The following is a 26,138-nucleotide window of genomic DNA, read 5'->3' as shown; positions in this document are numbered from 1 at the left end:
CTCACGCCGGAGACCCCCCATGTTCAACCTCAGCTACAGCCTCTTCGCCAACGCCTACCGCCGCTTCGAGCGCCAGGACAAGGACGCCCTGTTCGCCAACCTCGGCTGGCAAGAGCAGGCCGGGGCCGGCGGCCATGTCCGCAATGGCGCCGTGTTGACCAGCCTGGCCCTGATCTCGGCCGGCGCCCAGCTCAATGGCGGCCTGCGCATCCTGGCCGGTCCCCTGCAAGGCGGCCGCGCCTTCAACGGCGCCAACCGGCTGGCCGGCTGGCTGGGCGACCACTTTGGCGAACCTGAAATCATCACCCTCGATAAAGGCCTGAACGACGTCGCCTACCAGCTCTTCGGCCGGCGCGGCATCGTCGCCTTCATCCAGGGCAGTGGCCCGCAGGGCGGCTGCATCGGCCTGCTCGACGGCCGCAACGCCGCACCCCTGTGCCGTGCCGCCGAACTCCATCACCCCCTGGAAGTCCGCTTCTGGGCGCTGAATTAACCCGCTTCATACCGGCCACACTGCCATGACCCGCTCGAACCCGAACCTGAGTAATCTCCTCGACCAACTGCTCGGCGCCGGCTGGCGCCAGACCGCCCGCCTGCTCACGCTGACCACGCCGGCCGGCCCGGATGCCTTGCTGGCCGAAAGCGTGCGCATCGACGAAGCCCTCGGCCCGGTCAGCGAGCACGCCGGCTATCGCATCGAACTCACCGCGCTCTCCGCCAATGCCGAGCAGTCGCTCAGCGAACTGCTCGGCCAGCCCGTCCGCCTCGACCTGCAAACGGCCGCCTCGCGCACCGTGCTGCGCCCGTTCCATGGCCACATCACGCAGATTTCGCGGGAAGGCGCCAACGGCGGCTTTGCCCGCTACCGCCTGATCATCGAACCCTGGCTCGCCTTCCTCGGCCACAATCAAGACAACTACTTCTTTCAAGACAAAACCGTCGTCGAAATCGTCGACGAACTCCTCGCCGACTGGGCCGGCCAAGGCAAACTCGTCCCCGCCTGGGAATGGCGCCTGGCCGACCCCGCCCTCTACCCCAAACGCGGCATGACCGCGCAATACCTCGAAAGCGACCTCGCCTTTCTCAAACGCCTGCTCACCGAAGAAGGCCTCTTCTGCTGGTTCGAACACGCCGTTGAAGAAGGCGACAGCCTGGGCAAACACACCCTCATCATCGCCGACCACAACGGCGCCTTCGCCGCCAACCCCCAGCCCCGCATCCGCTTCACCCAAGCCGGCGCCACGCTCGCTGAAGACAGCCTCGACCAATGGCTCGGCCAACGCCGTATCGACACCGCAGAAACCAACGCCACCAGTTGGGACTACCGCAGCCTCTCGGTCCGCGCCCAAGGCAGCATCAGCGCCATCGATAGTGGCCACAGCGGCCCGCTCCCCAAAACCGTCGCCTGGCACGACCCCGGCCAATACGCCTGGCCAACCGCCGCCCACGGCGAACGCATGCTCGGCAACCAGCGCCAGGCCATCGACGTCCGCCTGAAACAATTCCACGCTGCCGGCACCGTGCGCAGCGCCGCCCCCGGCACCACCTTCACCCTGGCCGACCACCCTGAACACGACCGGGATGAAGCCGAACAACGCCACTTCCTCATCACCGCCATCACCCACCGCGCCCGCAACGCCCTGCAAGAAGTCCCCTTGGGGGACAACCTCGGCGCTGCCATCCCCGGCGCCGACAACGACCCGGCCGGCAATCCCACGGTCAACCCGAAAAAAAGCCCAAAATCAAAAACCGCTAAAGCCGCCGAAGCCGGCGAAGACAGCACCAACGACAGCACCAACGACAGCACCCCCGACCTCTTCTACCGCAACGAACTCGTTACCATCCGGTCCGCCATCCCCTGGCGCCCCCTCATGGCCGACGCCCACGGCCGGCACATCCACCCGCGCCCGACCATCCGCGGCAACCTCACCGCCGTCGTCATGGGCTCCGGCGAACCCACCCACACCGACCGCGACCTGCGCGTGCGCGTCCAGTTCCCCTGGCAACGCGGCGCCGACGCCGCCAGCCGCCACGCCCACCCGACCGGCGCCGACAACGCCCCGGCCAACCACAGCCTCGGCATCTGGCTACGCGTCATGACCCCCGTCGCCGGCGCCAACTGGGGCGGCCACCTCATCCCCCGGCCCGGGCAAGAAGTCCTCGTCGCCTTCCAGAACGGCAACATCGACCGCCCCGTCATCATCGGCGCCCTCTACAACGGCCAAGGCCAGAACGACGCCCAAGGCAACCGCATCGGCAGCGCCAGCCAAGCCGCCAGCCCCAACGCCCCGGCCTTCTTCGCCGGCCAGGAAAACCCCCAACACACCCACGGCGCCAGCCTCTCCGGCCTCAAAAGCCAACAACTCGGCACCAGCCAAAGCGGGCAGGGCGGCTACAACCAACTCATCTTCGACGACACCCCCGGCGAAGCCCGCATCGAACTCGCCACCACCCAATACCAAAGCGGCCTCCAACTCGGCCACCTCAAACAACAAACCGACAACGCCCGCCAAGCCGACCGCGGCCACGGCGGCGAACTCGCCACCCAGGCCAGCCTCGCGCTGCGCGCCGGCAACGGCCTCCTGATCACCGCCGACGCCCGCCCCAACGCCAGCGGCCAGCACCTCGACAGCCGCGAAGCCATCACTCAAACCGACGATGCCCAAAGCCTCACCCAAAGCCTCGCCGACCTCGCCCAAAAACAAAACGCCAGCCTCAAAGGCGACCCCGCCGCCGGCCAGCTCCCCGCCATCGAGAGCCTCACCCACGCCAGCGAAGTCCTCGGCGCCACCGCCAGCCACGGCCAAAGCAGCGCCGCCGGCGGCAGCGACATCAAAGCCACCCAAGGCGCAAAATACACAATCGCCGCCACCGGCGGCGGGGTGGGCACCGTCGCCGCCTGGTCCGAACCCCGCCTGCAACTCAGCGCCCCGGCCGGCATCACCCAACTCACCCCGGCCGACCACCTCCTCGTCGCCGGCAAAAACATCGTCATCGCCGCCCAGGACACCAACCTCATCGCCCAAGGCCACCACAGCCTCGCCATCAAAGACGGCCTGGCCCTCTTCACCGCCGGCAAAGCCAACAACAAAAACAAACCCAACCAGGAAACCGGCATCCACCTCCACGCCGCCAGCGGCCAAGTCAGCCTGCAAAGCCAGAGCGGCAAAACCACGGCAGCGGCCGACAAGAAAGTCACCCTCGCCAGCACCACCGGCAACCTCAACGCCAGCGCCAAGAGCCACATCCTCGCCACAGCGCAGGGCGCCAGCCTGAAGATCGAAGGCGGGAATATCAGCCTGCGTGCACCGGGCAAGGTGGAACTGAAGGCGAGTCAGAAGAATTTGACGGGGCCGAAGAGTGCCAGCGCGGCGGGGGTGAGTTTGCCGAAGGCGGGGGAGTTGAAGGGGTGTTCTCAACAGAACGCCAAGGGCCTTGATGCCATTAGCGAGTTCTGAGTCATGTCAGAAACCATAGAACTAAACCATCAATTTTTTGAGCAATATCGATATGCCATCGTCGATGCTGGCCGGCGCGAGGAAATACCGGATAGTTGGCCTGTTGCTTCTATTGCTCCCACCTTTCTGGAAAACGATACCGCACGGTGTCCGTTGCTGATCGATTGTCTCGGCATCCCGGAGGCAGATCGCAACCCCCTGCTGGATCGTCTCGAAACAGAAACCACTACACGCGACGAAACGCTGTTCAGTCTGGTGCTCGCAACCTCGGCGTCCTTCAAGCCGCTTCTGAAACACTTGGCCCAACGCCTGGTGATCAGGAACTCCACCGACAATCTGCCACGACAATTCCGCTACTACGACTCCGGCACCTTCATTCAACTCCCCGACGTGTTGGGTGGTGCTGGCATGTCCTGGCTGCTCGGGCCGATTGATGCCGTTGCTGTTCCGTGGCTGGGAGAGTGGCGTTGCTGCCGCAATCCAGTCGACTCGACCAATCCCCGATTCGATCTGCGCACGCTTTGGGATGTGCTGCTAGGATTCAGCGTAGTCAATCGCGTACTGACCCAACTTCCGGAGATGCCGGATCAGTGCGAATGGCGGCGCAAGGGGGAAGCAACGCGGAGAATCGTTGCCCATGCTCGCAAAACCCATGGTCTCGATCAGCGCGACGATCTTGTCACCTTTGCCTTGCATGCCTGGTATTGGCACCCTGATTTCGACCGTCACCCAGCCGTTCAAAAACTGTTAGCCAAACTGGCTACAGCCACCCCTGACGATGAATTGGATTATCGCGAACTGACCGCCAGCCTTGATGAAGCCGCTTGGCAAAAGATTGCCCGCGACCTGCAATCCGAAGAAAATCTGTAAGGAAAAACGCAATGAGTACCGCAAAAATGTGTGAAACCCCCTGCGAAACCTGCAAGAAGGAAGGGCTGCCCCTCTTGCTGACGCGTTACGCAGTGCATACGACTGAAACCAAGGCGCCAGCATTGAGCGGGACGCTTGGCGGTGGTCAACTGTCCGCGATTCCGCTTGGTACGCATGCGCAATACGGTCTCCGATTACTGCGTAGCGGCTACGTCTATGTCCATGACGAAGCCCGGAAACATTGGGACGAATACTTCGTTACTGCTGACGGCTTCTTGACCAAACTTCCCCAGCGCCCGAACACCGGGACGCGGGCCGCCCCGGCAACCGAGTTTGCTTGCGCTCGCAATGGCGCCGCACCACTGGCCGGCGTCATTACCATTCGCAACCCAAAGCATGCGACAAATATCTGGGTTGGTTTCAGCGACGTCGAATGGACAGAGGACACACTGAACCGCCATAACGATGCTGCCTATCGTCAGCGTCACATGCAGAAGATCACCATCAGCGGCGGCAAGGTCAATCCGCAGCCCCATACCGCCCCGCTGGAAACCATCGATGCCATCGTCCCGGAATTCAAACTCGATGCCGGTACAGTAAAGAATCAGGTCACACCTTGGGCGCCGTTCCAGTTCAACAGTCGGGCTGCAATGGTCAAGGATTTCAAGACAGCCATACAGCAAGCCAGGCCGCAGGGCGGGGCGGCGGTGGTGGCGCTGTTTGATCCGGTTGGCATTACAGCCGAAATCGATGCCTTGATGAAGCACAACCTGAATAGCTTTATGGGTGCCCCCAAAAGGCAGCGGCCACTGGCCGTATCGCAAGTCGTCATGCAGCTTGAAGAAGCGGTTCGCGCCCAGGCGGTAGAGCAAGAAGAAGCCGCAGCCGAGGGGTTGGCAAATCAACAGCTCAGTCAGCCAGACATCGGCATGTTGTTCAGCGGCGGCTATCGCGACAAGAAGCTCAAGCAAATCGAAGACATCCGAACGGTGACGCCCGCCGAAGCGAAACGCGTGCAAGAACAGGCATGGGCAAAATACACTGCCAAATTCGACGAACCGGCCCTGAAAAGTTGGCGCAAAACACACGATGAGGAACTGAAGGGGCTCGATGCCAAGACCATCGCGCCGCTCGCAGTGGCTCATCGCGACTGGATGAAATGCAAGGCCATGGGCGCCTATTTTGAATGCAATTTTGACGACACGAATCTCGATAGCGGCCACGCCTACGCCGTGACAGTATCGATGTGCATCGGCAGCACACAGGACAAGGCTGCCTGTTTCGACCTCTACACCGAATGGCTCAGCGCTGACACCTTTGCGAAGAACAACCTGCTCCTCAATGCCCTGGTGCTCAACCTGAAAGCCACCAAGGATGCAATCAAAACGGCGATGGCGCAAAGCCTTGACTGGCGAGGCTTCCCGCTCGATGGGCTGACCGGATCGTTTGGCGAATCGATCAAACTGAAATGGGAGGCGATGGCCGATGCCATCGGCAACAAGATCGTTGCCCGCCAACTCGGCCCCCTGGCCAAGGTGATTGATCGCGCCATTGACGGCAAGGTCAAACCCTCGCTGGTGGCGCTATCGCTCTACACGGGAAAAACTTACACCGTAGTTGACGTTGTCGGCGGCAAGAAAGCCTTTCGCACCTTGCTGATCAAACAACTGATCAAACTATCGAAACAGCCGCTCAACCAACGTCAGATGGAACGTGCCGTGGCGGCTGAAATGCGGCGCCTGGAGATCGCAGGCATCAAACTGGACGGCACGCAAAAGAAACGCTTTCTGATCATGGTCGACGAAGCGGAATTCAAGACCATGCCCAAGAATCTCGATGCCGCCAGCCGTGCCCGCTGGCTGGCACGCAGCCTGACCAAAGTCGAGGACATCCAGGCCATGGAATTCGGCCACTGGCAAGCCAAGCTGGGGCAGCCCAGCACAAGCTGGATCAAAGGCAGCCAGACGTACATCTTCGGCTTGGTGGCGGCGCTCTTCCAGTACCACGCGATGAACAAGCTGGGTGAGGACGAAGCCAAAGCGATGAGCCATGAAACAGTGGAAACGAAATACCGGCTCAATGCCGGCATAGTGGCGTTCTGGGGAACGCTCGCCGATCTGACGGGGCAGGGAATGGAGAAGATTGTGTCGGTGGTGCCGAAGTTGGGACGTGGGTTGGCGACCGCAGGGCGAATCTTGAGCTTTGTCGGAAGAGGCGCCGGAATCGTCGGGGCGGGGATTATGGCGTGGTGGGATGCAAGCGCCGGCGTTAAGAGCCTTAGAGAGGGGCAGACAGGCATGGCTGTTTTGTATTTTGGGTCTGCCGCTCTTTGTTTATCCGCCGGCTTCTTGCTATTGATGACTGGTATGTTCGCCTGGGCCGGCCCCTTGGCCCTGGTCTTGATAGCCCTGCTGGTAGGTATTGCTGTACTCATTGAACTCTTCAAGGACAACAAGGTTCAGGAATGGTTGAAACGTTGCTGGTGGGGTAACGGCCCGGATGCAAAGTATCCCGACCTGGAAACCGAACTGGCGCAAATCAAGCTGGCACTGGCGTAAATCATGGACTTCAATGGACTATTCAAGCCCTATCCGGCCAACCGGCCGTTGACCGACGCTGAGCGTGAGCGCCGTTTGTTGCGAAGACAACGGCTGGAGGTTGAACCGGCTTATCAGCTCAGCGTGATTCGGATGAATTCGACGTTCATGGAGTTGGTGGACAAGCATTTTGCGTGGAAGGGCTTTTTGACGAGTGTGGCGTTGATGGGATTTACCTTGGTTGCATTTATGTTGATTGGCATTGCGCTGGTTGATACTCCCGAGGGAATTGAAAGCAAATGGCTCGTTTTCTCTGTGACCAGCGTTATGTCCTTATTGCCGGGTGGGCTAAGCGCTTGGTTTTTCAAACAAGACAACTTCCGTTTCACCCACTACCCAATCCGCCTGAACCGGAAGACCCGAATGGTGCATGTCTTCCGGATCAACGGCACGGTATTGAGCGTGCCATGGGACGAGGTGTTTTTCTGCATCGCCGCCCTGCCGCAGTGCAATTGGGAGATTCAGGGGCATGTGCTGGATAAGAATGGTGTAACGGTTAAGGAGACTTTCGCATTCATGCTCCATGGCACCGGCGATGCTGATAGAGATCTGCTCGTTCACTACTGGGAGTTTGTTCGTCGCTACATGGAAGATGGTCCCAATTCAGTGGCTAAGCACGTCAAGTATTGTTTGCCAATTGTCGATAAGAAGGAGTCTTTTGCTTTTGCCTTGCAACGAGCGCATTTCGAAGTGGGGGCTCTCTCAATACTAATTCAGATTCCCTTTCTGTTGATGTACCTCGCCATCTATCCTGGACGCTGGCTGGCGATGCGTACCTGCAAAATCCCAGTATGGCCTGACGAGATCGAGCGTGTCTGCCCAATCGACGCCAACGATCCGTATCGCCGGGATGCCAGCACGAACGAGAAGCGCTGAAAGCTCGGCGGTATGTGAATGCTACGGTCGACCGGAAATTTTGCCCAAAATTGAAAATTTATCGCTGCGCATGCCCGGCGCTGCCTATCGCCAACGGCACATGCAGAAAGTGGTCATCAGCGGCGGCAATGTCAGTCCGCAGCCCCATGCAGCCCCGTTGGAAGAAGTGGAATCCGTCGTGCCGGAATTCAAGCTCGATGCCGGCACGGTCAAGAAACAGATATCCTCTACGTCAGCGAAAGGAAGCTGGTCACCATCAACATGAGTGAATACCAGGAAACCTACTCTGTCTCCGGCCTGAAGGGTTTGTCGCCAGGCTATGCTGGCTATGGTGAAGGCGGCGTACTGACCGAAGCCGTACGCCGCAACCCTACAGCGTCGTCATCCTCGACGAAGTTGAAAGGCCCAACCCGATGCCCTCGGTCGGGCCGATGCTGGATTTTTCTACCGAACGATTGCCGTAATGATGTCAATGTCGCGCTCGGTGGCATTCTTCGTGGTTGGCTGCGAATTTTTTTTGGCATATGCCTTGTTCGCTTGGCGGTTGACCGGTTTTCGTTCTGCTGTATGGACTGCTGATTTCCTGGCTTTTTTATGAGCGCTTTGCTCTTTTGTGTCAGGTTTAGTCGCTTGGTCTGAATTTGCTAATTTTTTTGCTTCAGGTGTGATCGAACGAAAAGGTATCGAATCCGGGCTTTTTTCTGATTTGGCCGACTCCTGCTCGCTGGTTTCCTGAATGATGGCACTTCCCGTACTAGCAATGGCCGGAGGCGCATCCGTGGGGCCGGTCGCAGCTACTTGGGAAGGATTGCCAGTCGGTAGTTTAGCGACTTCAGTGCTTATGCTGACATGTTCTTGGGTTGTGTCGCCGGGCAGCGTCTTCTCAGATACACCCTTGTCGAACTGAGTTGTGAATACCAGCCAACTGACCCACAGCAAAAACAGTAGCAATGACAAAATCCAGGCAATTGGCTTCCATCCGGCAAATGAAGGCTGGGTGTGGATTTTTGCGTACTTGGGGTCGAGGTCTTGCAGAATGCTCATTGTTCAGCCTTCGTTGTCTTCCGATCTGGGTATGCATCCATGGTGCAATTGTGGAATGGCATGGAGCTGCTGATAATTATAATAGGACGTTCGCAAGTTCATAAAGAAATCCATCTGTATTAAAATAATACAAATTGATTATTTCCTGGCGCTGAGCGCTTTTTTCGTGTGCTCCTTGAGCCGCTATTTTTGAAGGTTTCCTGTGGTTGCAGCTGCCGTGTTGGCGTATTTCCTGATCGTTGTGCTGGGTGTGTTGCTGGTTGTTTTTCCAGGCTATCGCACGCGCGTCATTTCGATGTTGCAGGGAGCGCTTGACCAAGGTGCGATGCCAGTATTCCGCGCTGGACTCAAACTCTCCTCGGGCTTCATTTTTGTCGGACGGGGGCTTCGCGGCAGCTTTAAGGGTCTTGGTCGGCTTGTTAGCGCAAATCCTTTGCTCACAGGGGCGGCTTTTTTGCTGGTTGTTGCACCCTCGCTGATCGCACTGGTTTTGCACAGTCCGGCGGTGTTTGATTTTTCCGAAGATCATCGAATGGCTGACCGGCAGATTGCCGTTTTGCTCGAAGGTGAACAACTGGTGCCGCCACCGCCATTGCCGCCGGAAGCCTTTACGACCAAGGAAGTGGAAATGGTACGTCCGGATGTCATTCATGCCAGTCGCAACTGGGGCTTGCTTGATCGGGAATTTACCCAGCGCCTTTTGGTTGCATTCAAGCTAATGAAGGAGCGGCATGGTTACGACATGGTGCTGATCGAAGGGTATCGTAGCCCGGAGCGTCAGGCGCGGCTGTTTGATCAAGGGGCGCATGTTACTCGGGTCGGCGCCAACATGAGTTACCACCAGCATGGGCTGGCCGCCGATTCCGCTTTTTTCCGGGATGGCAAGGTCGTGATTTCAGAGCGTGATCCATGGGCTATGCGGGGCTACCAGCTGTATGGAGAAATCGCCGAGCAGGTTGGCCTGACCTGGGGGGGGCGGTGGAAGATGCAGGACTACGGGCACGTGGAGTTGCGCCGTAGCGGGGTTCTTGGCCGGGCCGGCAATCAGTAATCAAGTTCTTGTTTGGACAATCGCGTATTTTCCGGAGTAATTGATGAGCAGACCTTTCATTTTATTGGGCGACAAGACGGATCATGGCGGGGTGGTGATCTCCGCGTCTGAATCGAGTGACTGCAACGGGAAGGGCGTGGCGCGGGTTGGCGATCAGGTGACCTGTCCAAAGCGGGGTCACGGCAAAGTAACGACTATCGTTACCGGTGACTCCACTGCCCTGATCGATGGGCGCCCGGCAGCTCGCCATGGGGACAAAACTGCTTGTGGGGCGACTTTGATTGCCAGCCAGTCGCTGGCCACCGACTGAAGCGCGGCCCTCGACGCCTATGTGGCCTACAGTGTTCAAAATACTTGGCGGGAGCCTGCTGACGTTTGCCCTCGTCTGGGCACTTGTACTCGGCTGGTGGCAGTCAAATGATTATGAGCCAAGCAAGCTCGATCTTGCCCTTTATCTTGGCGCCTTGCCGCTGGCGTTTGTTGGCGGCTATTTGCTGTTGCGTGGATTCATCGAGCATCTCAAAGCACCGCCCACGCCTGAGAATCCCGACGCCCCGGCCCTGCGCGACGACGATCCCCTGGCTGCGACATCGGCTAGGACAGCCGCGGCTGAGCGCGCATTCAATATTTACCTGGTTGAGGGTTTTGTCATCACGGCGGTTGGCGCATCGACGGATGAGGTGTTTGCAGCCATTGACCGCGGCCAGCGACCGGAACCTAGTTTTCGCTTGAGCGACGAGGCTGGTTTCCCTGTCTTTCTTGCCGAGGTGAAGGATCTCGATGTCGACGGCATGCAGGAAAAAATCGCGGCCGATGCCGCACCGATTCGCGAGTTCGCCGGGAGAGGGGACATCGCTCGCACTTTGAGCTTGCTTGATCGCGTCCTGGGCACGGCCAAGGAAGGCCTGACCCCCTTGCTGGCGCAGGCTGGCGAAGCCTTGAAGCTGCGTATCGTCTGGTTGATCCCATCCAACTGGGATTCTTCTCAGCTGGCCGGGCTACGGGCCTGGTTGCAGGTGAACTACTGGCCGGATCAGGCGCGCTCCGGATTGGAAATAGCTCTGGTGCCGGTCGCCAATGAGGTTGATGCGATGCGGCAACTTGATGAGATTAACCTGCGCATCAATCGCGATTCCTCGAACAATGAACTGACCCTGTTGCTGGGTGCCGTGTCGGCCGTGGATGAGCAAACGGTAGAAAGCCGGGCGGCCGGCAACAAGTTGTTTTCCGCCGATCATCAGGACAGAAAGATACCGGGAGAAGGCGCCGTGGCTTTGCTTCTCGCCAGCCGGGCCAGCGTTGGACGTTTTGGTCTGCGGGACGCGGTAGAGCTCAGCCGTGTCAGCATGGGGACCAGGGACAAGCCGGTTGACGCTGGTGGGCGGGTTGGTGGCAACCTGATTGAGCAACTCGTTGCCGGACTTCTTGACGTCATCGCTGTCGAGAGTTCACAGGTCAAGACCGCCCTGTTCGATACCGATCATCGCGCCAGTCGTGTCACCGAAGCCATGGCGGGACTGGGTCAGACCTTCGAGCATTTTGATCCCCTTAAGGACTACCTCGCCGTCGGCACAGTCAGTGGCGACTTGTCGCCGATCAGCAGCCTGATCGCCCTTGCCTGCGCCCGGGCAAAGGTTTTGGCCACTGAGGCACCTGTTCTGTGCCTGAGCAATCAACATGAACGCGACAGGGCGGTTTTGCTTGCCATGCCCTTTGTCGCGTCACCGAATACCGAACCCAGCCTTACTTGAGTCAATGAGCAAAGCCAATTCATGATGTCCCAAATTCGTTCGTTTCTGACTGACTCCCGATTTCTTTCATTTATCGGGGTGGCTGCTGTGGCAGCATTCTTTTTCCTCGGGGCCAAGACACTCAAGGTGGCGATGATCTGGGCAGTGGTCGCCAGCCTGCTCATACTCGCCATCTGGGCGGCAGTCTGGTTTGTGCGCCAGCAAAGGGCGCGCAAGGCAGGAGAGGCGATCGGAACCATGTTCGAACAGCAGGCCGATGTTTCGCCAAAGCGAGGTAGCGCCGCTACTTTGGCAGAGATCCAGACGCTCAAGCAGCGCATGCAGGAGGCGGTCAAGACGATCAAGACCTCCAAACTCGGGCAGGTCTCCGGAGCCGAGGCTTTGTACGAATTGCCGTGGTACATGACCATTGGCAACCCGGCCGCCGGGAAAAGTACGGCCATCGTCAATTCGGGGCTGAAATTTCCCTTCGACGACGGTGGCGGTGCGATCATCAAGGGAATCGGCGGTACTCGCAACTGCGACTGGTTCTTCACGACTGAAGGCATCCTGCTCGACACGGCGGGGCGCTATTCCGTGCACGAGGAAGACCGCGAGGAGTGGTTTGGTTTTCTTGGTTTGCTGAAGAAGCATCGTCCGCGTGCGCCGATCAACGGCATCATTGTCACCGTCAGCATCGGTGAACTGATGGGGAATTCGCCGAGTTTCGCGATCAATCTGGCCAAGAGCCTGCGCCAGCGCGTCCAGGAACTGACCGAGAAGCTGGAAGTTTTCGCGCCGGTCTATGTCCTGTTTACCAAGATCGACCTGATCCCCGGCTTCCATGAATTCTTTCTTGATCTCGATTGGAACGAGCGCGACCGGGTTTGGGGGGCCACCATTCCCTACGATCAGTCGAACGGCAACGAATTGATCACGTTGTTCGACCGGCATTTCGACGAACTCTACGAAGGTTTGCGCGCCATGAGCGTTGCGCAAATGTCTCGACTGCAGGGCGAAAATGCACCGCCGGGCTTGCTCACCTTCCCATCCGAATTCGCCTCGATCAAGCCGGCCCTGAAGGCGTTCATCGCCACACTGTTTGAAGACAACCCGTTCCAGTTCAAGCCGGTTTTCCGGGGCTTCTACATTACCTCGGCCATTCAAAGCACCGATGTCAAACCCCTGCCTAACGACCGCATCCTGCAAAAATTTTCCCTCAGCGGCAGTGGCAATGGTTCCGTACGAACAGTCTTGAGCCACGGCTATTTTCTCAAGGAATTGTTCTCGAAAGTGATCTTTCCGGATCGCAATCTGGTTCGCCAGCACACCACCAAGTCCAAGGCCAGACTACGCCAGTTCGCCGTCCTGGGAGCCCTGTGTTTCCTGGGCGTGGCACTGGGCAGCTGGAGTTGGTCGTATTTCAACAATCGTAGCCTGTTGGCCAACGTTGAGCAGGACATCGCCAAGGCAGTCAAGCTGCAGGAAGGGCGGATCGATCTGCAGTCGCGTCTCGAAGCGCTTGAAATCATTCAGGATCGCCTGGCGCAGCTTGAGCAGTTTAACGAGGATCATCCGGTTTCAATCGGCCTCGGGTTGTATCAAGGCGGGATGATGGCTGACAAATTGCGTCGGGAATATTTTGCCGGCGTCAGCAACATCATGCTGACCCCGGTCAAGGGCAATCTCGAAGCCTTCCTGAACGAGGTCAATGCCCAGGGTGACCGTCTCAAGCCGCAAGGCGCTGCGGAGGGCGGCAATCAGGCCGGCAAGCCGGTTCGCTCCAGGCAGTACAAGGATGCGATGCCCTCCGATGTCGAAGATGGCTACAACGCCCTCAAGACCTACCTGATGCTCTCCAGTCGCGACCATGTCGACGTCGGCCACCTTTCAGATCAGATGACCCGTTTCTGGCGAGGCTGGCTGGAAGCTAATCGCGGCACCATGACGCGTGAGCAGATGATTCGCTCTGCCGGAAAAATCCACACCTTCTACCTGGAGCACGCAACGCATCCGGAATGGCCGCTCATCAACAACAACCTGGTGCTGGTCGATGAAGTGCGCGACAAACTGCGCCAGGTCGTGCGCGGCATGCCGGCGGCCGAACGCGTCTATGCCGAAATCAAGGCACGAGCTTCGACACGCTTTACACCGCTTACGGTCGCCAATATTGTCGGTCCGGACAATGCTGCGCTGGTCGCCGGCAGCCACGTGGTGTCCGGTGCATTCACGGTTGAGGCTTGGCGGGAATATGTCCAGCCGGCCATCAAGGAAGCGGCGACAAGCGAACAGAACAACGCGGATTGGGTGTTGCAGACATCGACCAAGGACGATCTGACCCTGGAGGGCAGTCCGGAGCAAATCCAGAAATCACTGATTGCCATGTACAAGCGCGATTACACGGAAGAGTGGAAGCAGTTTGTACAGGGCGTCAGTGTTGCTTCCTTTGAAACCTTCCCCGAGGCAGTGGCGGCGATGGATCGTCTGGGGGACGCGCAGATGTCACCGGTCGGTACGCTGATCAAGGTGGTTTTCGACCAGACGGCCTGGGATAACCCGGCGATGGCCAATCTGGGGCTTGAGCGTGCCCAGAAAGGTTTTATCGAATGGTTCAAGCGTTCGGTGTTGCAGATGGCACCGAGCCGCGTCCAAGTGGATGTCAATGTCTCGGCTAAACCGGCTGAAATTCCGATGGGACCGGTCGGCAAGGAATTCGCCGGATTTGGCCGACTGGTCATTCCGCGCGACAAGGCAGACCCGTTGGTCGATACCTACCTCAAGCAGCTTTCAAAGGTGCGGACCCACCTGAATCAGCTCAAGAACCAGGGGGATGCAGGTCCGGGCGCACTCAAGCTGATGCGGGAGACCATCGATGGCGGTAGCTCCGAACTGGCGGAAACTCTTCGTTTTGTCGATGAACAGATGTTGACCGGCCTGCCTGACAATCAGCGCGCCGTGCTGCGGCCGTTGCTGGTTCGCCCGTTGTTGCAGTCTTACGCGGCCATCATCAAACCGGCTTCCGATGAGTTGAACAAGACGTGGGAGGCCCAGGTTTACGAGCCGTTCAACCGCAAGCTGGCGATCAAGTATCCGTTTGCGGCGAAATCCAGCATCGAGGCTTCGCCAACTGAAATCGCCCAGATTTTTGGGCCGGAAGGCGCGGTCTCGAAGTACGTCGAATCGGCCATGGGGACGCTGGTCGTGCGTCGTGGCAATACGGTGACGCCACGCACCTGGGGCGATCTCGGGATTACCTTGCAGCCGGAATTCATGAGCGACTTTGCGCTATGGGTCTCGCCGCTGGAAGGGGGCGCTGCTTCCGATGCCGGTGGCGGGGCCGGCGGGACGGGTGGTCAGGCGCAGACGGTCTTCATGCTGCGTCCGCAACCGTCGCCGGGAACTAGTGGCTACGTCATCGAGATCGATGGGCAGAAAGTGGCGTATCGCAATGGCACCCCGCAATGGGCCAACTTTGTCTGGCCCAATGCTTCCAGAGCACCGGGTGCGAAGATTACCGCGACGACCTTCGAGGGCAAGATCGTCGAGGTCATTAACGTACCCGGCCGTTTCGGCCTTGAAAAGATGATCAACGCCGCCAATCGTACCCGCCAGGCTGATGGTTCGTTCCATTTGACCTGGGTGACCGATGGTGTGGAAGTTGGCATCGACCTCCGTGTGGTCAGCAGCGCCCAGGCGCAGGCTGCGAGCGGAGCGAACGAAGGCCCCAACACCCGGCGAGGCCTGGCCGGTGTGGTGCTGCCTCGTTCGGTGGCCATAGGCAAGGCTGGAAAATATCAGGAAGCCGCACAGGAGGTGGCGACGCCGGCCACGGTCAATACGGCAGGAGGTGTCCAGTGAGTACGGTAATCGCCTCTCCAGCAACCTGTTTCGGCAAGATTCCGTCGCGCGGCGACTTTGTCAAAGGAGCAGGGCAGCATCAGTTGATCAGCGTTCTCGACCGCTGGGTGTCGCAAGCCATGGAACAGCTCTCGGAGGATCCTCGCTGGAAGAGCGCCTATGACAGCGCTTGTGCGGTCGATTTCGCTTTCATCGGTGCGAGAAGCCGGCTTTCCGTTGTCGGACATCTGCGGCCAAGCACCGACTCCTCCGGCCGCCGTTTTCCGTTCATTGCGGCGGCAACGGTCGAGCGCGACGACGCGCTGATGTTCCGCTGCGCCCCGGCAGGGCTGGCATACTCCTTCGGCACTTTGGCACGTATCTCCGAAGGCGGGGTTGGTGGGACTGAAGTCGGGCCACTGCTGGCCGAACTTGATTCGATCAATTGCGCCGGTGATTTTGAAACAGCCGTTCAGGCTGATCCGCTGGGCAATTTTGTCCGCCGGAACACACTCGATTCGCTGGCCGGCATGATCGGATTGCCGAATACCGAGTCCGTTCGCCGGATCATCCTTGCGATTGGCTTGCTGATGCGCCCGGTTCTCGGACAGGGAACGGTTTCGGTCGAGAAGGACGTCGTTTTGCCGCTGCCGGCCGATGAGCGCAATCGCAATCTCGTGGCCGGACTATGGCTGTATCTGGTGACGGCATTCCTGCGCAAAACCTCAGTCGAACTTCAGGTAATCATCGAGCGCCGCGCCAGCAATTCACATCTTGTTTTGGGACTCAATGGATCTTCACCCTCCACGCTGCTTGCAGCACTATCGCCGGAAACCGCCGCCGAGAGGACTATTTCCCTGCTTGACCCGGAGTGGATCGACGATCAGCCCGATATAACCAATGACTATGGTATTGCCAAGCTTTCGTCATACCTCGCTCAGCCAAACATTTCCCTTGAGCATGCCATCAATACGTTCAGAGAAGTTTTTCTAGGCGAATGAACATGAAATCCTTACTAACAGTCGCTGCATTTTATCTCGCCTTCCAGGGGGCAGTTTTCGCCCAGGCCAAACCGCCTGAAGAGCCCGGAAAAGTGATTGCCGCCGGCACCGTTCCCGACGAAGCATCGCGTGCCGCGATTCTTGGCAAGCTCCGCGATCTTTACGGAGCGGGCAACGTGGTTGATCGTCTGGAAGTAGGCGGGGTTGTTCCGCCAAGCAACTGGACAGAAAACATGACCAAAATCATCGGCCCCAACCTCAAGCAGGTGCATAAGGGGCAGATGCAGGTGAACGGTACGCAGATAGCGATCAGGGGTAATGTTGCCAATGAAGCACTGCGCCAGCAGGTCGCCAGCAATATTGCCACGTCGCTCAATCCGACCTACACCATCGACAATGGCCTGATGGCGGCTGGGGGCGAAGCCCAGAACGTGCTGGACAAGACCCTCTCCAATCGTGTCGTTGAATTTGAAGTTGGCTCGGCGACGCTGACACCCGCCGGGCGCGTCATCCTCGACGAGATGCATTCCGCAATCAAGCAAATCGGTACGCCCAAGGTTCAGGTGATCGGCCACACCGACAGTTCGGGCAGCCGCCAAGCCAATGTTGCGCTCAGTAGAGGGCGTGCCAACACGGTTCGCAGCTACCTGATCGAAAAAGGCATTCCCGGTGAAACGCTAACAGCCATAGGCTCGGGGCCGGATCAGCCGCTGCACTCGAACGATACCTTGGAGGGGCGCGCAAAAAACCGGCGCATCGAGTTCCGGTTGGTTAGTCAATAAATTGGCGCCCGCCTGATTAATTCGATTCCCCGGCTTTGGGATCAACACCCAGCAACTCTTCCATACGCAATAAGGCAGTATCGTCCTTTACCACGGTGCGCAGCCATTCATGGAGCGGCATCGTTCCCCATTTGGCGGCCTTTTCCGCCAGATAGGCGACGGGGCTGTGCGGTTCCGTACGCCGGAAGAAAGCCCCGATTTCCTGCAATTGTCGAATGGCCTGATCACGGGAGCGAATAGGGCCGCCGGCTACTTCACCAGATTCTCCGCCCATGCTTGGTGCTATCCCTTCGATGGTGCCCAAAGTCTTGTTTCCTGCGCTGTCGATTGTAGATTTGCCCGGTGATTCCAAAGACTTGGCACCTGCATCGCCAGCATGGCGCTGGAAAAAACGGTAAGCATCTTCAAGTGCCTCAAGACCAGGTGTGAAAGCTGGCGAATACTCTCCCATCCGCAAGTCGAGCACCGTCTGTAGCGACTTGATGGCATCTTTAAGGCGCTCGGCATCGCGCTTGCCGTCGATAAAATAGCCTTTTGGCGTATCTTTCAGTGCCGCATCGAAAGTTTCTTGGGTGACATGAGCAGTACGGGAAAACTTCTCGGCCATGTCCGGGTTTCGTTCAATATTCTTGGCGGTAGCACGGGCCGACTCAAGGTCGATCGACGAAAACTCACCTCTGCCAGAATGCGTCAGCGGAGTTTCGCGAATCAGGCGAGCCGTCTGATTGACCAGCCAATCGAGCGCGCCTACCCGTTGTTCGATATCTCCATCCTCCGGTTGCGGGTGGATGTCATCCCAGAATGTTTCGCACAAATGGCCAAGCAGCGTATAGCCGTTGGCAAGGCCGCCAAGCCCTTCGAGCTTGCAGCAAGCTTCGGTCAACCAGGCTGCAACGCGCAAATCCTTGGATTTGTTGGTCAGAATACTCTCGCAGATGCCAACCACAGCCGCCCAGTCCGCCTCCTTGACATCAGTAACCCATTCACCCTGGGACAGGGAGGGGTCATCGAAGCGTCTGGCTTCCTGAATCTTGTCGAACTCGACAGAAAAGACCAGATCATCGCCACACGGGCCATGCTTGGAGGCGAGTGGTTGAGCTAGATGTTCAAAATCCATCGTCGTATGCCTTAGCTTAAATTGACATATTCTAAAGGCTTATTTACTCAGAATGCATCAATCCAAACTCCAGTCATTCCGCGCAGGCGGCAGCCAGCTCTCTTTCTTTAGGGGTCTGTGGCGCAGTGGAACGGCAAAAGCAGTTAAGCCATTGCCTAAAACTTGTCGTCCGGATTAGGACTTACGTGCTTACGGAAATTTGCGCCGGGCGTGCACCACGTTCAAGGCCGTTACCGTCGTGGCATCCTCGATCAGGATCACGACGTAATTTTCATGGGCGACCAGTTCCTTGGTGCCGGCGATCCGGCCCCGTCGCCTGGGAAATTTAGAATCAGCCAGTCTCTCGACCTGGTCATCGATGAGGAACCACATCTCAATTGCGGCACCGGGGTTGTCCTGGGCGATATAGGCTTCAATAGCTTCGAGGTCGGCCAGATAGGTTTGCGTCCGGACAACCGTCTTCATGCGGCCCGCGCCCGCTTCCCGGCCCGGATTTGCGCCCATTCATTCGGCTCAATGCGCCGATTTGTTCCCTGCTCGATGCCGGCCAGGGAAACAGCGACCTTAGTTCTGAGCCAATCGTCGTAAGCGGCGGCCTCATGGGCGCGCTTCATCCTTTCGGCGGCATCATCACGGCGGCGCTCGGTCTGGTGGGCCGCTGGGTCGTACTGGGTAGCATCAACCTGGTAGCGAACGATACCGATACCGCGCAGGTAACCGGCAAGAGTCTCGAATTTGCGGAAAATGCGGACGGTGCCACGCTTGGCCGCCAGAACCCGCTCGGTCATGCCGTACTGGATGACCACGCCCCAGCCGCCGGCCTGGCCGATCACAATAGCGCCGCGCACGGCGCCGGCTTCGAGCAGGCGCGCCAGGGTCGCGTGGTCGATGGTTTCGCGTGTAATCGCCATTTGCTAACCTTTCGGGGTGCGTTTCAATAAGTCAAACTATGCCCGATTATCTATAAAACGGGAAGCAGGGTTTTATTGCCGGGCGCCGCGAGTAGACGTAACACCCGTGATCGGCAGCGTCACACTTTATTAGCTACCGCTAATTTTTGGCTTTTCGGAGCTTGGGGCAAAAATAGCCTAACTGCTTTTGCCCTTCCACTGCGCCTCGACCCCCTATCCCCGTTTGAGCACCCAAGGGAGAGGCTTTCTACGAGGCGCAGACATGACGAATTCGATGGCCAAGCTTACCAAATGGTCTCCATGGATATTGGCCTATCCAAAAAAGCCAGATTTAAACAAAAATGCTATCGGCAATTCCCATCGTCGCGTAAAATGGAATGCTATTTGGATTTCGCCGGCTGCGGGTATATTTCGCCACGGCATCATAAGGGCACACAACAATGCTCCCGACTTTCCTCTCCGACACCCGTCTCTATCAACTCACCTGGCGCGATGCAGCGGGACCGGATCTGCCCGTGGAAGCCTGGTGGGGGCGGGAGGCGCTGTCGGGTGGATTCGAAATTTGCATCGACCTGCTGGCGACCGATACCCATCTCGAACTCAAACGTTTCCTCGGCCGTTCGCTGACCCTGAACACCCGCCTCTCGGACGGCAGCCAAGCCAGCCGTAGCGGCCTCGTCCGCGCGGCCCAGAAACTTGGCGCCGACGGCGGCTTCGCCCGCTACCGCGTTACTGTCGTGCCCTGGGTGTGGCTCCTCAGCCGCGGTCGCCACAACCGCGTCTTTCAGGAAAAAACCGTCATCGACATCGTCGAAGCCGTCTTCGCCGACTATTCGGATGTCGCCGCCTGGCAATGGAGTGACGAAGTCGCCGGTTTCCTGGCCGACGCCCGGCCGCGCAGTTACTGCGTGCAATACGGCGAATCCGACTATGCCTTCGTTTCCCGCCTGCTGGCCGAAGAAGGCCTTGGCTGGTGTGTCGAAGAAGACAAGGAAGCCCCGGCCGGCCATCGCCTGCGCCTCTTCGCCGACAGCCAGCGCTTCCCCGAAGACATCCTGTCGCAATCCGCCAACGGCGGGCAAGGCCTGCGCTACCACCGAGCCGACTCGCAGGAAGACCAGGACGCCATCCTCGCCTTTGGCGAGCGCCATCGTCTGGCCAGCTCGGTGATCAGCGCCATCACCTACGACTACAAAGCCAAGAAAAACGTCAGCCTCAACATCCCCAGCGCCCAGCCGATTGGCGGCAAGAACGCCCCGGTCCTCGAAAGCCACGACCACCCCGGCCTCTACGCCTGGGCCAATGCCGCCGAAGCCGAACGTTACGGCCGGCTGGCCATGGAAGCCCGCGAAGCCGGCCACCGCACCTGGCTTGCCCGCAGCACCGTGCGCAGCCTGCGCCCCGGCACCGCCTTCGACCTGATCGGCCTGCCCCTCGACCCCGCCAAGGCCGACGCCGAACAGCGGTACGCCCCAACCGACATTACCCACCTCGGCATCAACAACCTCAGCGGCGAAGCCATCGCCACCATCGCCCAGCGCCTCGGGCAGGGCCCCCAGAAGATCGACGCTGCCGACGCCCTGGCCACCGGCGACACCCTGGCTCCGGTTGGCGCCCCAAGCATCCTCCCGGCCGAACTGCTCAAACTCGCCGTCGACCGTGGCTACGGCAACAGTTTCGACGCCCACGCCGCCAACACCCCCTGGCGCCCCGAACTCGAAGACCGTTCCGGTGCCCGGATCAACCCGCGGCCCACCGCCCCGGGCCCGATGAGCGCCCTCGTCGTCGGCCCCGAAGGCCAGACCAGCGCCAACGGTTCCGACGAACTCTGGTGCGACGCCCTCGGCCGCGTCAAAATCCGCTTCCACTGGCAACAAGCCGAAACGCCGGATGACCGCGACTCCTGCTGGGTCCGTGTCCTCAGCCGGCAAGCCGGCGCCGGGATGGGCTGGCAATGGCTCCCCCGCATCGGCCAGGAAGTCCTCGTCGACTTCGTCGGCGGCGACATCGACCGCCCCTACCTGCTCGGCGCCCTCTACAACGGCCAGGGCGAAGGCGGCATCGCCGCTACTCCGGGTGGCGACAGCCGCAAAGCCACAACCGACAACCCCTTCGACGCCGCCGCCGACCACCGCCCCGGCGGCCAGGGCAACACCGCCAGCGGCAACAGCCCCGCCTGGCACGGCGCCGCAGAAACTAGCCATCGCCACAGCGCCGCCCTCAGCGGCTTCAAGAGCAAAGAGTTCGGCAGCGCCAGCGGCTACAACCAACTGCTCCTCGACGACAGCGACCAACAACAACGCCTGCAACTCAAGAGCACCCAACACACCAGCGAACTCAACCTCGGCCACCTCATCCACCAGGCCGACAACTACCGTGGCTCCTTCCGCGGCACCGGCAGCGAACTCAGAACCGACGCCTGGGGCGCCCTGCGCGCCGGCCAAGGCCTGGTCATGAGCACCTGGGCCCACCCGGCCGCCGGCGCATCGACGGCACAACCCGCCGGCGACATGGCCCCCGCCATGGCCCTGCTCAGGCAAGCCGATACCTTGGCTAAAACCCTCAACCAGACCGCCGCCACCCACCAGACCGTCCAGCTCGCCAGCGCCATCGGCACCCAAGGCCAGGACCAAAGCAAGATCGACCCCGAAGCCGCCCCGCTCAAAGCCCTGCACAAAGTCTCCAGCGGCATGGTCGACGCCAAGGATCAAAGCGCCGCCAAACAAGACGCCCAACAAAAGACCATCAACGCCAGCGCCGACAAACGCCCGCACCTCACCGACCCCGCCATCGTCCAGACCGGCAAAGCCGGCATCGGCCACGTCGCTGGGCAAAACCTCCAATACACCAACGGCGAAACCCTCGTCTTCGAAAGCGGCGAAGACACCAACCTCGCCATCGCCGGCAAAGCCCGCATCCACAGCGGCCAAGCCATCGGCCTGCTGGCCGGCGCCATCAACCCCGGCGACGGCAACACCGGCATCAAACTCATTGCCGCCAAGGACGACATCGACCTGCAGGCGCAAAGCGACGAAATGAAGTTCCTGGCCAAGAAAGACATCAAACTCGTCTCAGCCACCCAGCAGATTGACTTCGCCGCGGCCAAGAAGATTCATATCGCCGTGCAAGGTGGCGCCAGCATCACCATCGACGGCGGCATCACCGTGCAGTGCCCGGGGACGATTACGGTGCATGCGAGCAAGAAATCGTTTGGGGGGCCGACGCGGATAAGTTATCCGCTAAGCACATGGGCAAAGACCGATCTGAAGTTGCCTTGCATGCAGGCGGCGGCGGAAAAAGCTAGCGCCTTTGTCAAACTCAACTGAGCCCTAAAATGACGTATTCGACGTTTGTTGTTGATTCGCCTAATGCGCTGACCCATTGGATTGAATCGTTTGGCGATGCGACGCTGTTTGCACTAATCGACTTCCAGTCGCTGAATTTGGATGAACAGCGAAAAATTGAGCTTGAGTATCGGCCCGTTGCCAGTCTCTACAATGATCTTGAGGGAACGGCCATTGCCGACTCCGGGCCACGTCTGGTTGAGATCGGCGATGAAAGCCGCTCGGCAATGCTTAGGCAACTAATTGCCGGTTTCCCGGCTGCGTTGCTCATGGGGCAATGCGGTTTCTCTGAACTTGAATCTCATCTGCGAGAAATTCGAGAAGTGCGCGTTCCTGAAGACACGTATGCGCTATTTCGTTATCAGGATATGAGGGTATTGCGAGCCTTATTTCCATTACTCTCTCAACCCCAAATTCAGCAGATACTTGGTCCGTTGTCTGGTTGGGGGGTCGTGGATTGCTGCGGGCAATTTCATGGTTTGTCGTTGGCTGTCGTCCGAGATAAAAAGCCTGGAGCGTTGCAATTCACCAAACAGCAGATATCGTTGCTGGACGAAGCTCTTTTCGTTCATACGGTTTCCGCCCAGATAAGGGACACAGATAGCGCATTGCTAGATGGATTGACGCCTTGCGAAGTCGAGACAAAGATTCGTACCGGCTTGGCTCATGGGAAGTCACTAGGTTTGGATCAACGGAGTGATTTATCGCTTTATTGCGTACTCAGCTTTCAATTCCCTGTCGAGTTTGAAGGTCTTTCCCCCTTCAAAGAAGCATTGCGCTATCGAGAAAGCGGCATCGAATCATTTGGAAGTTCATTGGATGGCGTTGCTCCTGCAGTTTGGGATCAATGGGATCAACGTCTTCATAAAGTGGCTTCCTGATGCGTGCGATTAACCTTCTTTTTGTCGGCCTTGGCCTCGTATTTGTACTTTCTGAGGCGCTATTTGGCTGGTTCGGCCCCAGCCTCTATGAAATGCTGGTTTTGGGTGTTGCCGCACCAGCTCTGGTTTTGTTTGGGGAATCAGAAAAATTCGGCTCGCGGCACGTGTTTCTGGCCGCGTTGATTGCCAACATCGTATTGATGGTGTGGTTGTGCTGGCTGGCGCTACGCTTTTTTGAGGGCGGAGCGCCATTAGGAGCAGTGCTCATCATCGCGGTATCGCTTGTGCCGCTGGTGAACTCGGTTGCGTTGATCAAGCAGCTATTCCGACATTCGGTAATAAATTGATTCTTGGAGGCGATCTTGAAAATCAGTCTGCTTAGATTGTTGTGTGTCGTATCGTTACTTGCTGCAGTGGCAGCTTGTACCGCCAAAGAACCTGAGACTGTCGGCTTGACTGGGATTGTTTATAACTACAGCCCTGATAGTTTGGCGAGCGTGAAAGTCAATGGAAAAACGACCGGTTCAGTTATCCAAAAAACACAAAACGGCGATGTTTCAGGTGGAAGTGGCATGTGCTGTTTCGAAATCCCGTTTGGAGCAAAGGAGGCAGAGGTGATTGTTGAATCCTCTGGCGGCACTTACAAAACCATTGCCACCATCGAAAAATGGTGGCCCGATCTGGCCCATTACGGCGTTGTACATATTTTGCCTGGACGCAAGGTGGTGATGCAGGTGACGCCCTCCTATCCAGCGCCTCGTAAAGATCTATTGGAAACACAGCAACAAGCCTTGGGTTTGGAGAAAAAAACACTATTTCGCACTTGGGCATCAGGTCCGATTGAGCGTATTGACGGAAAGCAATAGCGATGACCGACGCAATTACCCCTAAAGTTCAGGCGGTCGAGAACATGGTGAAGCGGGCACGCGGTGCTACGCGTAATCCGAACTCACCAGCTTGCCCGGTTTGCAACATCAAGCTCTGGATCGGCATGTTTTTTGACGGCACAGGCAATCATCGAGAGCGGGATTTTCCGACCACCCATTCCAACGTAGCGGCCCTCTTCGATGCTCATCTGGATGATCCCGATCGCGGCATCATTCGCCTCTATTTTGAGGGGCTCGGGCGCGCATTCCGATTCCGCGAGCGATACGAAGAACAAAAGATATATGGACGGGGTGGCGTACGTACCGTGAAAAAAGAAGGGTATGAAGAATCTGACGACAGGGCACTTGGCAAGGGTTTCGCTGACGGGATAACTGAGCGCCTGGAAAAGGCCATGTTCGAGTTTATCGATGCGGTCGAATACCAGCGAAGCCAAAAGAAAGTTGACGAAATCAATTTGGCTGTTTTCGGATTTTCACGAGGAGCGACCGAGGCAAGAGCTTTTCTGCATTGGCTGGCAGCACATAGCAAGGTCAAAAAAGCCGGTACAAAACTGACCTATGACGGTCTGCCATTGAACGTCAAATTTCTCGGCATTTTCGATACGGTCGAGTCCGTGGGATGGGCCGGTGCCAATAAGATGCCGGAAGCGATCAAGACGAAGATTCCTTCGTTCGTCGAGAAATGTACCCACATCGTCGCCTCCCATGAACTACGTGAAGCGTTTCCACTAACCGTTGCCGATGGCAATCATCGATGTGTGGTGTACCCCGGTGCGCATTCGGATATCGGCGGTGGATACGAGCCGACAGAGCAGGGGCGCTCCAATCAACTCGCCCGAATCGCGCTTTTGCAGATGCTGGATGAGGCACGAAGTGCTGGACTGAAATTTCTTTCCCTCGGGGAAATGAAAGGTGATGATTTTCTCTGGAATAGCCGGCTGCGGCATTCCTTTGATGTCCCGCAAGCCGCGATCAAATCATTAAGCGCGTATATGGCGGTGGTGAATCCCTCCGGAAGCGTGAGCAAGCATTTTCAAGCGCATATGGATCATTATTGGCGCTGGATTGATGCCGGGCTTGCCTACGAAGATGTAGCGCAAAAACGCAAAGCACATAAAGGCAACCGGGATCGAGAAGAAGATTTTCGGATCATGCATCACCTTTTAACTTACCTGGCTCGCACACCAGAGGGGCGCGGAAGTAGTAAAGCACCGCCCAAGCAAGGAGTCGTTGATGCGGCAGTGGAGGGTTTCCTCGAAACTTACGTGCACGATTCATTCGAACATTTTTCAATGACTGGCGGCACACTACAAACCGACGCCAGCAATGCCGACTATTATCATTTTCGAACGGTTCTGCGACCGGTCGGTTAGCGGGCAAGGCCTGCGCTACCACCGAGCCGACTCGCAGGAAGACCAGGACGCCATCCTCGCCTTTGGCGAGCGCCATCGTCTGGCCAGCTCGGTGATCAGCGCCATCACCTACGACTACAAAGCCAAGAAAAACGTCAGCCTCAACATCCCCAGCGCCCAGCCGATTGGCGGCAAGAACGCCCCGGTCCTCGAAAGCCACGACCACCCCGGCCTCTACGCCTGGGCCAATGCCGCCGAAGCCGAACGTTACGGCCGGCTGGCCATGGAAGCCCGCGAAGCCGGCTGTCCATAAATCCACAGTGCATCGCTTTTGCATTTCAGGCTGCCTGTGCCTTGGCCAGCGCACCGAAGTAGGTCTCGTCCGGCGTCTGCCAGTTCA

Annotated in this window: 22 protein-coding genes and 1 pseudogene; 19 read left to right on the top strand and 4 right to left on the bottom strand. The window is 58.5% G+C overall.

The annotated features are described in order from the left end of the window. The first annotated feature begins 19 nt into the window (after positions 1-19). From ADADOO_RS12275 to ADADOO_RS12245, 7 genes and pseudogenes are all read left to right on the top strand, one after another. Positions 20-493, top strand: a complete 474-nt coding sequence (locus ADADOO_RS12275) for a T6SS effector amidase Tae4 family protein (RefSeq protein ID WP_511277787.1) — start codon at positions 20-22, stop codon at positions 491-493. Between the two features lie 25 nt (positions 494-518). Further along, the gene (locus ADADOO_RS12270) at positions 519-3,458 is read left to right on the top strand and encodes a type VI secretion system Vgr family protein (RefSeq protein WP_511277786.1); all 2,940 of its coding nucleotides are present in this window, start codon (positions 519-521) and stop codon (positions 3,456-3,458) included. Between the two features lie 3 nt (positions 3,459-3,461). Further along, positions 3,462-4,328, top strand: a complete 867-nt coding sequence (locus ADADOO_RS12265; protein ID WP_511277785.1) for a hypothetical protein — start codon at positions 3,462-3,464, stop codon at positions 4,326-4,328. Positions 4,329-4,339: 11 nt separating this feature from the next. Further along, complete coding sequence (locus ADADOO_RS12260) at positions 4,340-6,886, top strand: T6SS effector BTH_I2691 family protein (protein WP_511277800.1); 2,547 nt, start codon at positions 4,340-4,342, stop codon at positions 6,884-6,886. Between the two features lie 3 nt (positions 6,887-6,889). Next, the gene (locus ADADOO_RS12255) at positions 6,890-7,801 is read left to right on the top strand and encodes a DUF6708 domain-containing protein (protein WP_511277784.1); all 912 of its coding nucleotides are present in this window, start codon (positions 6,890-6,892) and stop codon (positions 7,799-7,801) included. A 40-nt stretch (positions 7,802-7,841) separates the two neighbouring features. Then, the gene (locus ADADOO_RS12250; protein ID WP_511277783.1) at positions 7,842-8,066 is read left to right on the top strand and encodes a hypothetical protein; all 225 of its coding nucleotides are present in this window, start codon (positions 7,842-7,844) and stop codon (positions 8,064-8,066) included. After that, positions 8,063-8,116, top strand: a pseudogene (locus ADADOO_RS12245) (hypothetical protein); the annotation flags it as partial. The gene ADADOO_RS12250 and the pseudogene ADADOO_RS12245, both read left to right, overlap by 4 nt. A gap of 129 nt (positions 8,117-8,245) precedes the next feature. Here ADADOO_RS12245 and ADADOO_RS12240 read toward each other — a convergent pair. After that, positions 8,246-8,845, bottom strand: a complete 600-nt coding sequence (locus ADADOO_RS12240; RefSeq protein WP_511277801.1) for a hypothetical protein — start codon at positions 8,843-8,845, stop codon at positions 8,246-8,248. 217 nt (positions 8,846-9,062) lie between these two features. Between ADADOO_RS12240 and ADADOO_RS12235 the strand changes: the two genes are divergently transcribed. The 6 genes from ADADOO_RS12235 to ADADOO_RS12210 all read left to right on the top strand — a co-directional run bounded on the left by ADADOO_RS12235 (position 9,063) and on the right by ADADOO_RS12210 (position 17,246). Beyond that, positions 9,063-9,896 (top strand): M15 family metallopeptidase, encoded by an 834-nt coding sequence (locus tag ADADOO_RS12235; protein WP_511277782.1) that lies wholly within the window; start codon positions 9,063-9,065, stop codon positions 9,894-9,896. A 43-nt stretch (positions 9,897-9,939) separates the two neighbouring features. After that, a complete protein-coding gene (locus ADADOO_RS12230) occupies positions 9,940-10,206 on the top strand; it encodes a PAAR domain-containing protein (protein WP_511277781.1) in 267 nt (88 codons plus the stop codon). 31 nt (positions 10,207-10,237) lie between these two features. Next, on the top strand, positions 10,238-11,647 hold the full coding sequence (locus ADADOO_RS12225) for a hypothetical protein (RefSeq protein WP_511277780.1): 1,410 nt from the start codon (positions 10,238-10,240) through the stop codon (positions 11,645-11,647). A gap of 87 nt (positions 11,648-11,734) precedes the next feature. Further along, positions 11,735-15,484 carry a type VI secretion system membrane subunit TssM gene (gene tssM, locus ADADOO_RS12220; RefSeq protein ID WP_511277779.1) on the top strand — a complete coding sequence of 1,250 codons (3,750 nt, stop codon included), beginning with the start codon at positions 11,735-11,737 and terminating at the stop codon, positions 15,482-15,484. Continuing rightward, complete coding sequence (gene tagF, locus ADADOO_RS12215; RefSeq protein ID WP_511277778.1) at positions 15,481-16,464, top strand: type VI secretion system-associated protein TagF; 984 nt, start codon at positions 15,481-15,483, stop codon at positions 16,462-16,464. The genes tssM and tagF overlap by 4 nt, the downstream gene beginning before the upstream one ends. A 2-nt stretch (positions 16,465-16,466) precedes the next feature. Next, complete coding sequence (locus tag ADADOO_RS12210) at positions 16,467-17,246, top strand: OmpA family protein (RefSeq protein ID WP_511277777.1); 780 nt, start codon at positions 16,467-16,469, stop codon at positions 17,244-17,246. A gap of 16 nt (positions 17,247-17,262) precedes the next feature. On the opposite strand, the gene tssA is transcribed toward ADADOO_RS12210, so the two are convergent. From tssA to ADADOO_RS12195, 3 genes are all read right to left on the bottom strand, one after another. Next, entirely contained in the window at positions 17,263-18,363 is a 1,101-nt protein-coding gene (tssA, locus tag ADADOO_RS12205) for a type VI secretion system protein TssA (RefSeq protein ID WP_511277776.1), read from the bottom strand. A 189-nt stretch (positions 18,364-18,552) separates the two neighbouring features. Continuing rightward, entirely contained in the window at positions 18,553-18,828 is a 276-nt protein-coding gene (locus ADADOO_RS12200) for a type II toxin-antitoxin system RelE/ParE family toxin (protein WP_511277775.1), read from the bottom strand. Then, positions 18,825-19,274 carry a ParC-related protein gene (locus ADADOO_RS12195; RefSeq protein ID WP_511277774.1) on the bottom strand — a complete coding sequence of 150 codons (450 nt, stop codon included), beginning with the start codon at positions 19,272-19,274 and terminating at the stop codon, positions 18,825-18,827. Before ADADOO_RS12195 ends, ADADOO_RS12200 begins: the two co-directional genes overlap by 4 nt. A 440-nt stretch (positions 19,275-19,714) precedes the next feature. Here ADADOO_RS12195 and ADADOO_RS12190 point away from each other — a divergent pair, with 440 nt between their 5' ends. From ADADOO_RS12190 to ADADOO_RS12165, 6 genes are read left to right on the top strand one after another with little or no spacing between them, the layout of a single operon-like run. Continuing rightward, a complete protein-coding gene (locus tag ADADOO_RS12190; RefSeq protein WP_511277773.1) occupies positions 19,715-22,600 on the top strand; it encodes a type VI secretion system Vgr family protein in 2,886 nt (961 codons plus the stop codon). 8 nt (positions 22,601-22,608) lie between these two features. Next, positions 22,609-23,499 (top strand): DUF4123 domain-containing protein, encoded by an 891-nt coding sequence (locus tag ADADOO_RS12185; RefSeq protein ID WP_511277772.1) that lies wholly within the window; start codon positions 22,609-22,611, stop codon positions 23,497-23,499. Further along, positions 23,499-23,846, top strand: a complete 348-nt coding sequence (locus tag ADADOO_RS12180) for a hypothetical protein (protein ID WP_511277771.1) — start codon at positions 23,499-23,501, stop codon at positions 23,844-23,846. The genes ADADOO_RS12185 and ADADOO_RS12180 overlap by 1 nt, the downstream gene beginning before the upstream one ends. Positions 23,847-23,861: 15 nt before the next feature. Next, complete coding sequence (locus ADADOO_RS12175; RefSeq protein ID WP_511277770.1) at positions 23,862-24,365, top strand: DUF3304 domain-containing protein; 504 nt, start codon at positions 23,862-23,864, stop codon at positions 24,363-24,365. Between the two features lie 2 nt (positions 24,366-24,367). After that, on the top strand, positions 24,368-25,759 hold the full coding sequence (locus ADADOO_RS12170) for a T6SS phospholipase effector Tle1-like catalytic domain-containing protein (protein ID WP_511277769.1): 1,392 nt from the start codon (positions 24,368-24,370) through the stop codon (positions 25,757-25,759). Beyond that, complete coding sequence (locus tag ADADOO_RS12165; protein ID WP_511277768.1) at positions 25,713-26,051, top strand: hypothetical protein; 339 nt, start codon at positions 25,713-25,715, stop codon at positions 26,049-26,051. Before ADADOO_RS12170 ends, ADADOO_RS12165 begins: the two co-directional genes overlap by 47 nt. Positions 26,052-26,138 lie beyond the last annotated feature (87 nt).

The organism is Azonexus sp., from assembly GCF_036170495.1.
GTDB lineage: Bacteria > Pseudomonadota > Gammaproteobacteria > Burkholderiales > Rhodocyclaceae > Azonexus.
This window is presented reverse-complemented; position numbering and strand designations above follow the sequence as displayed.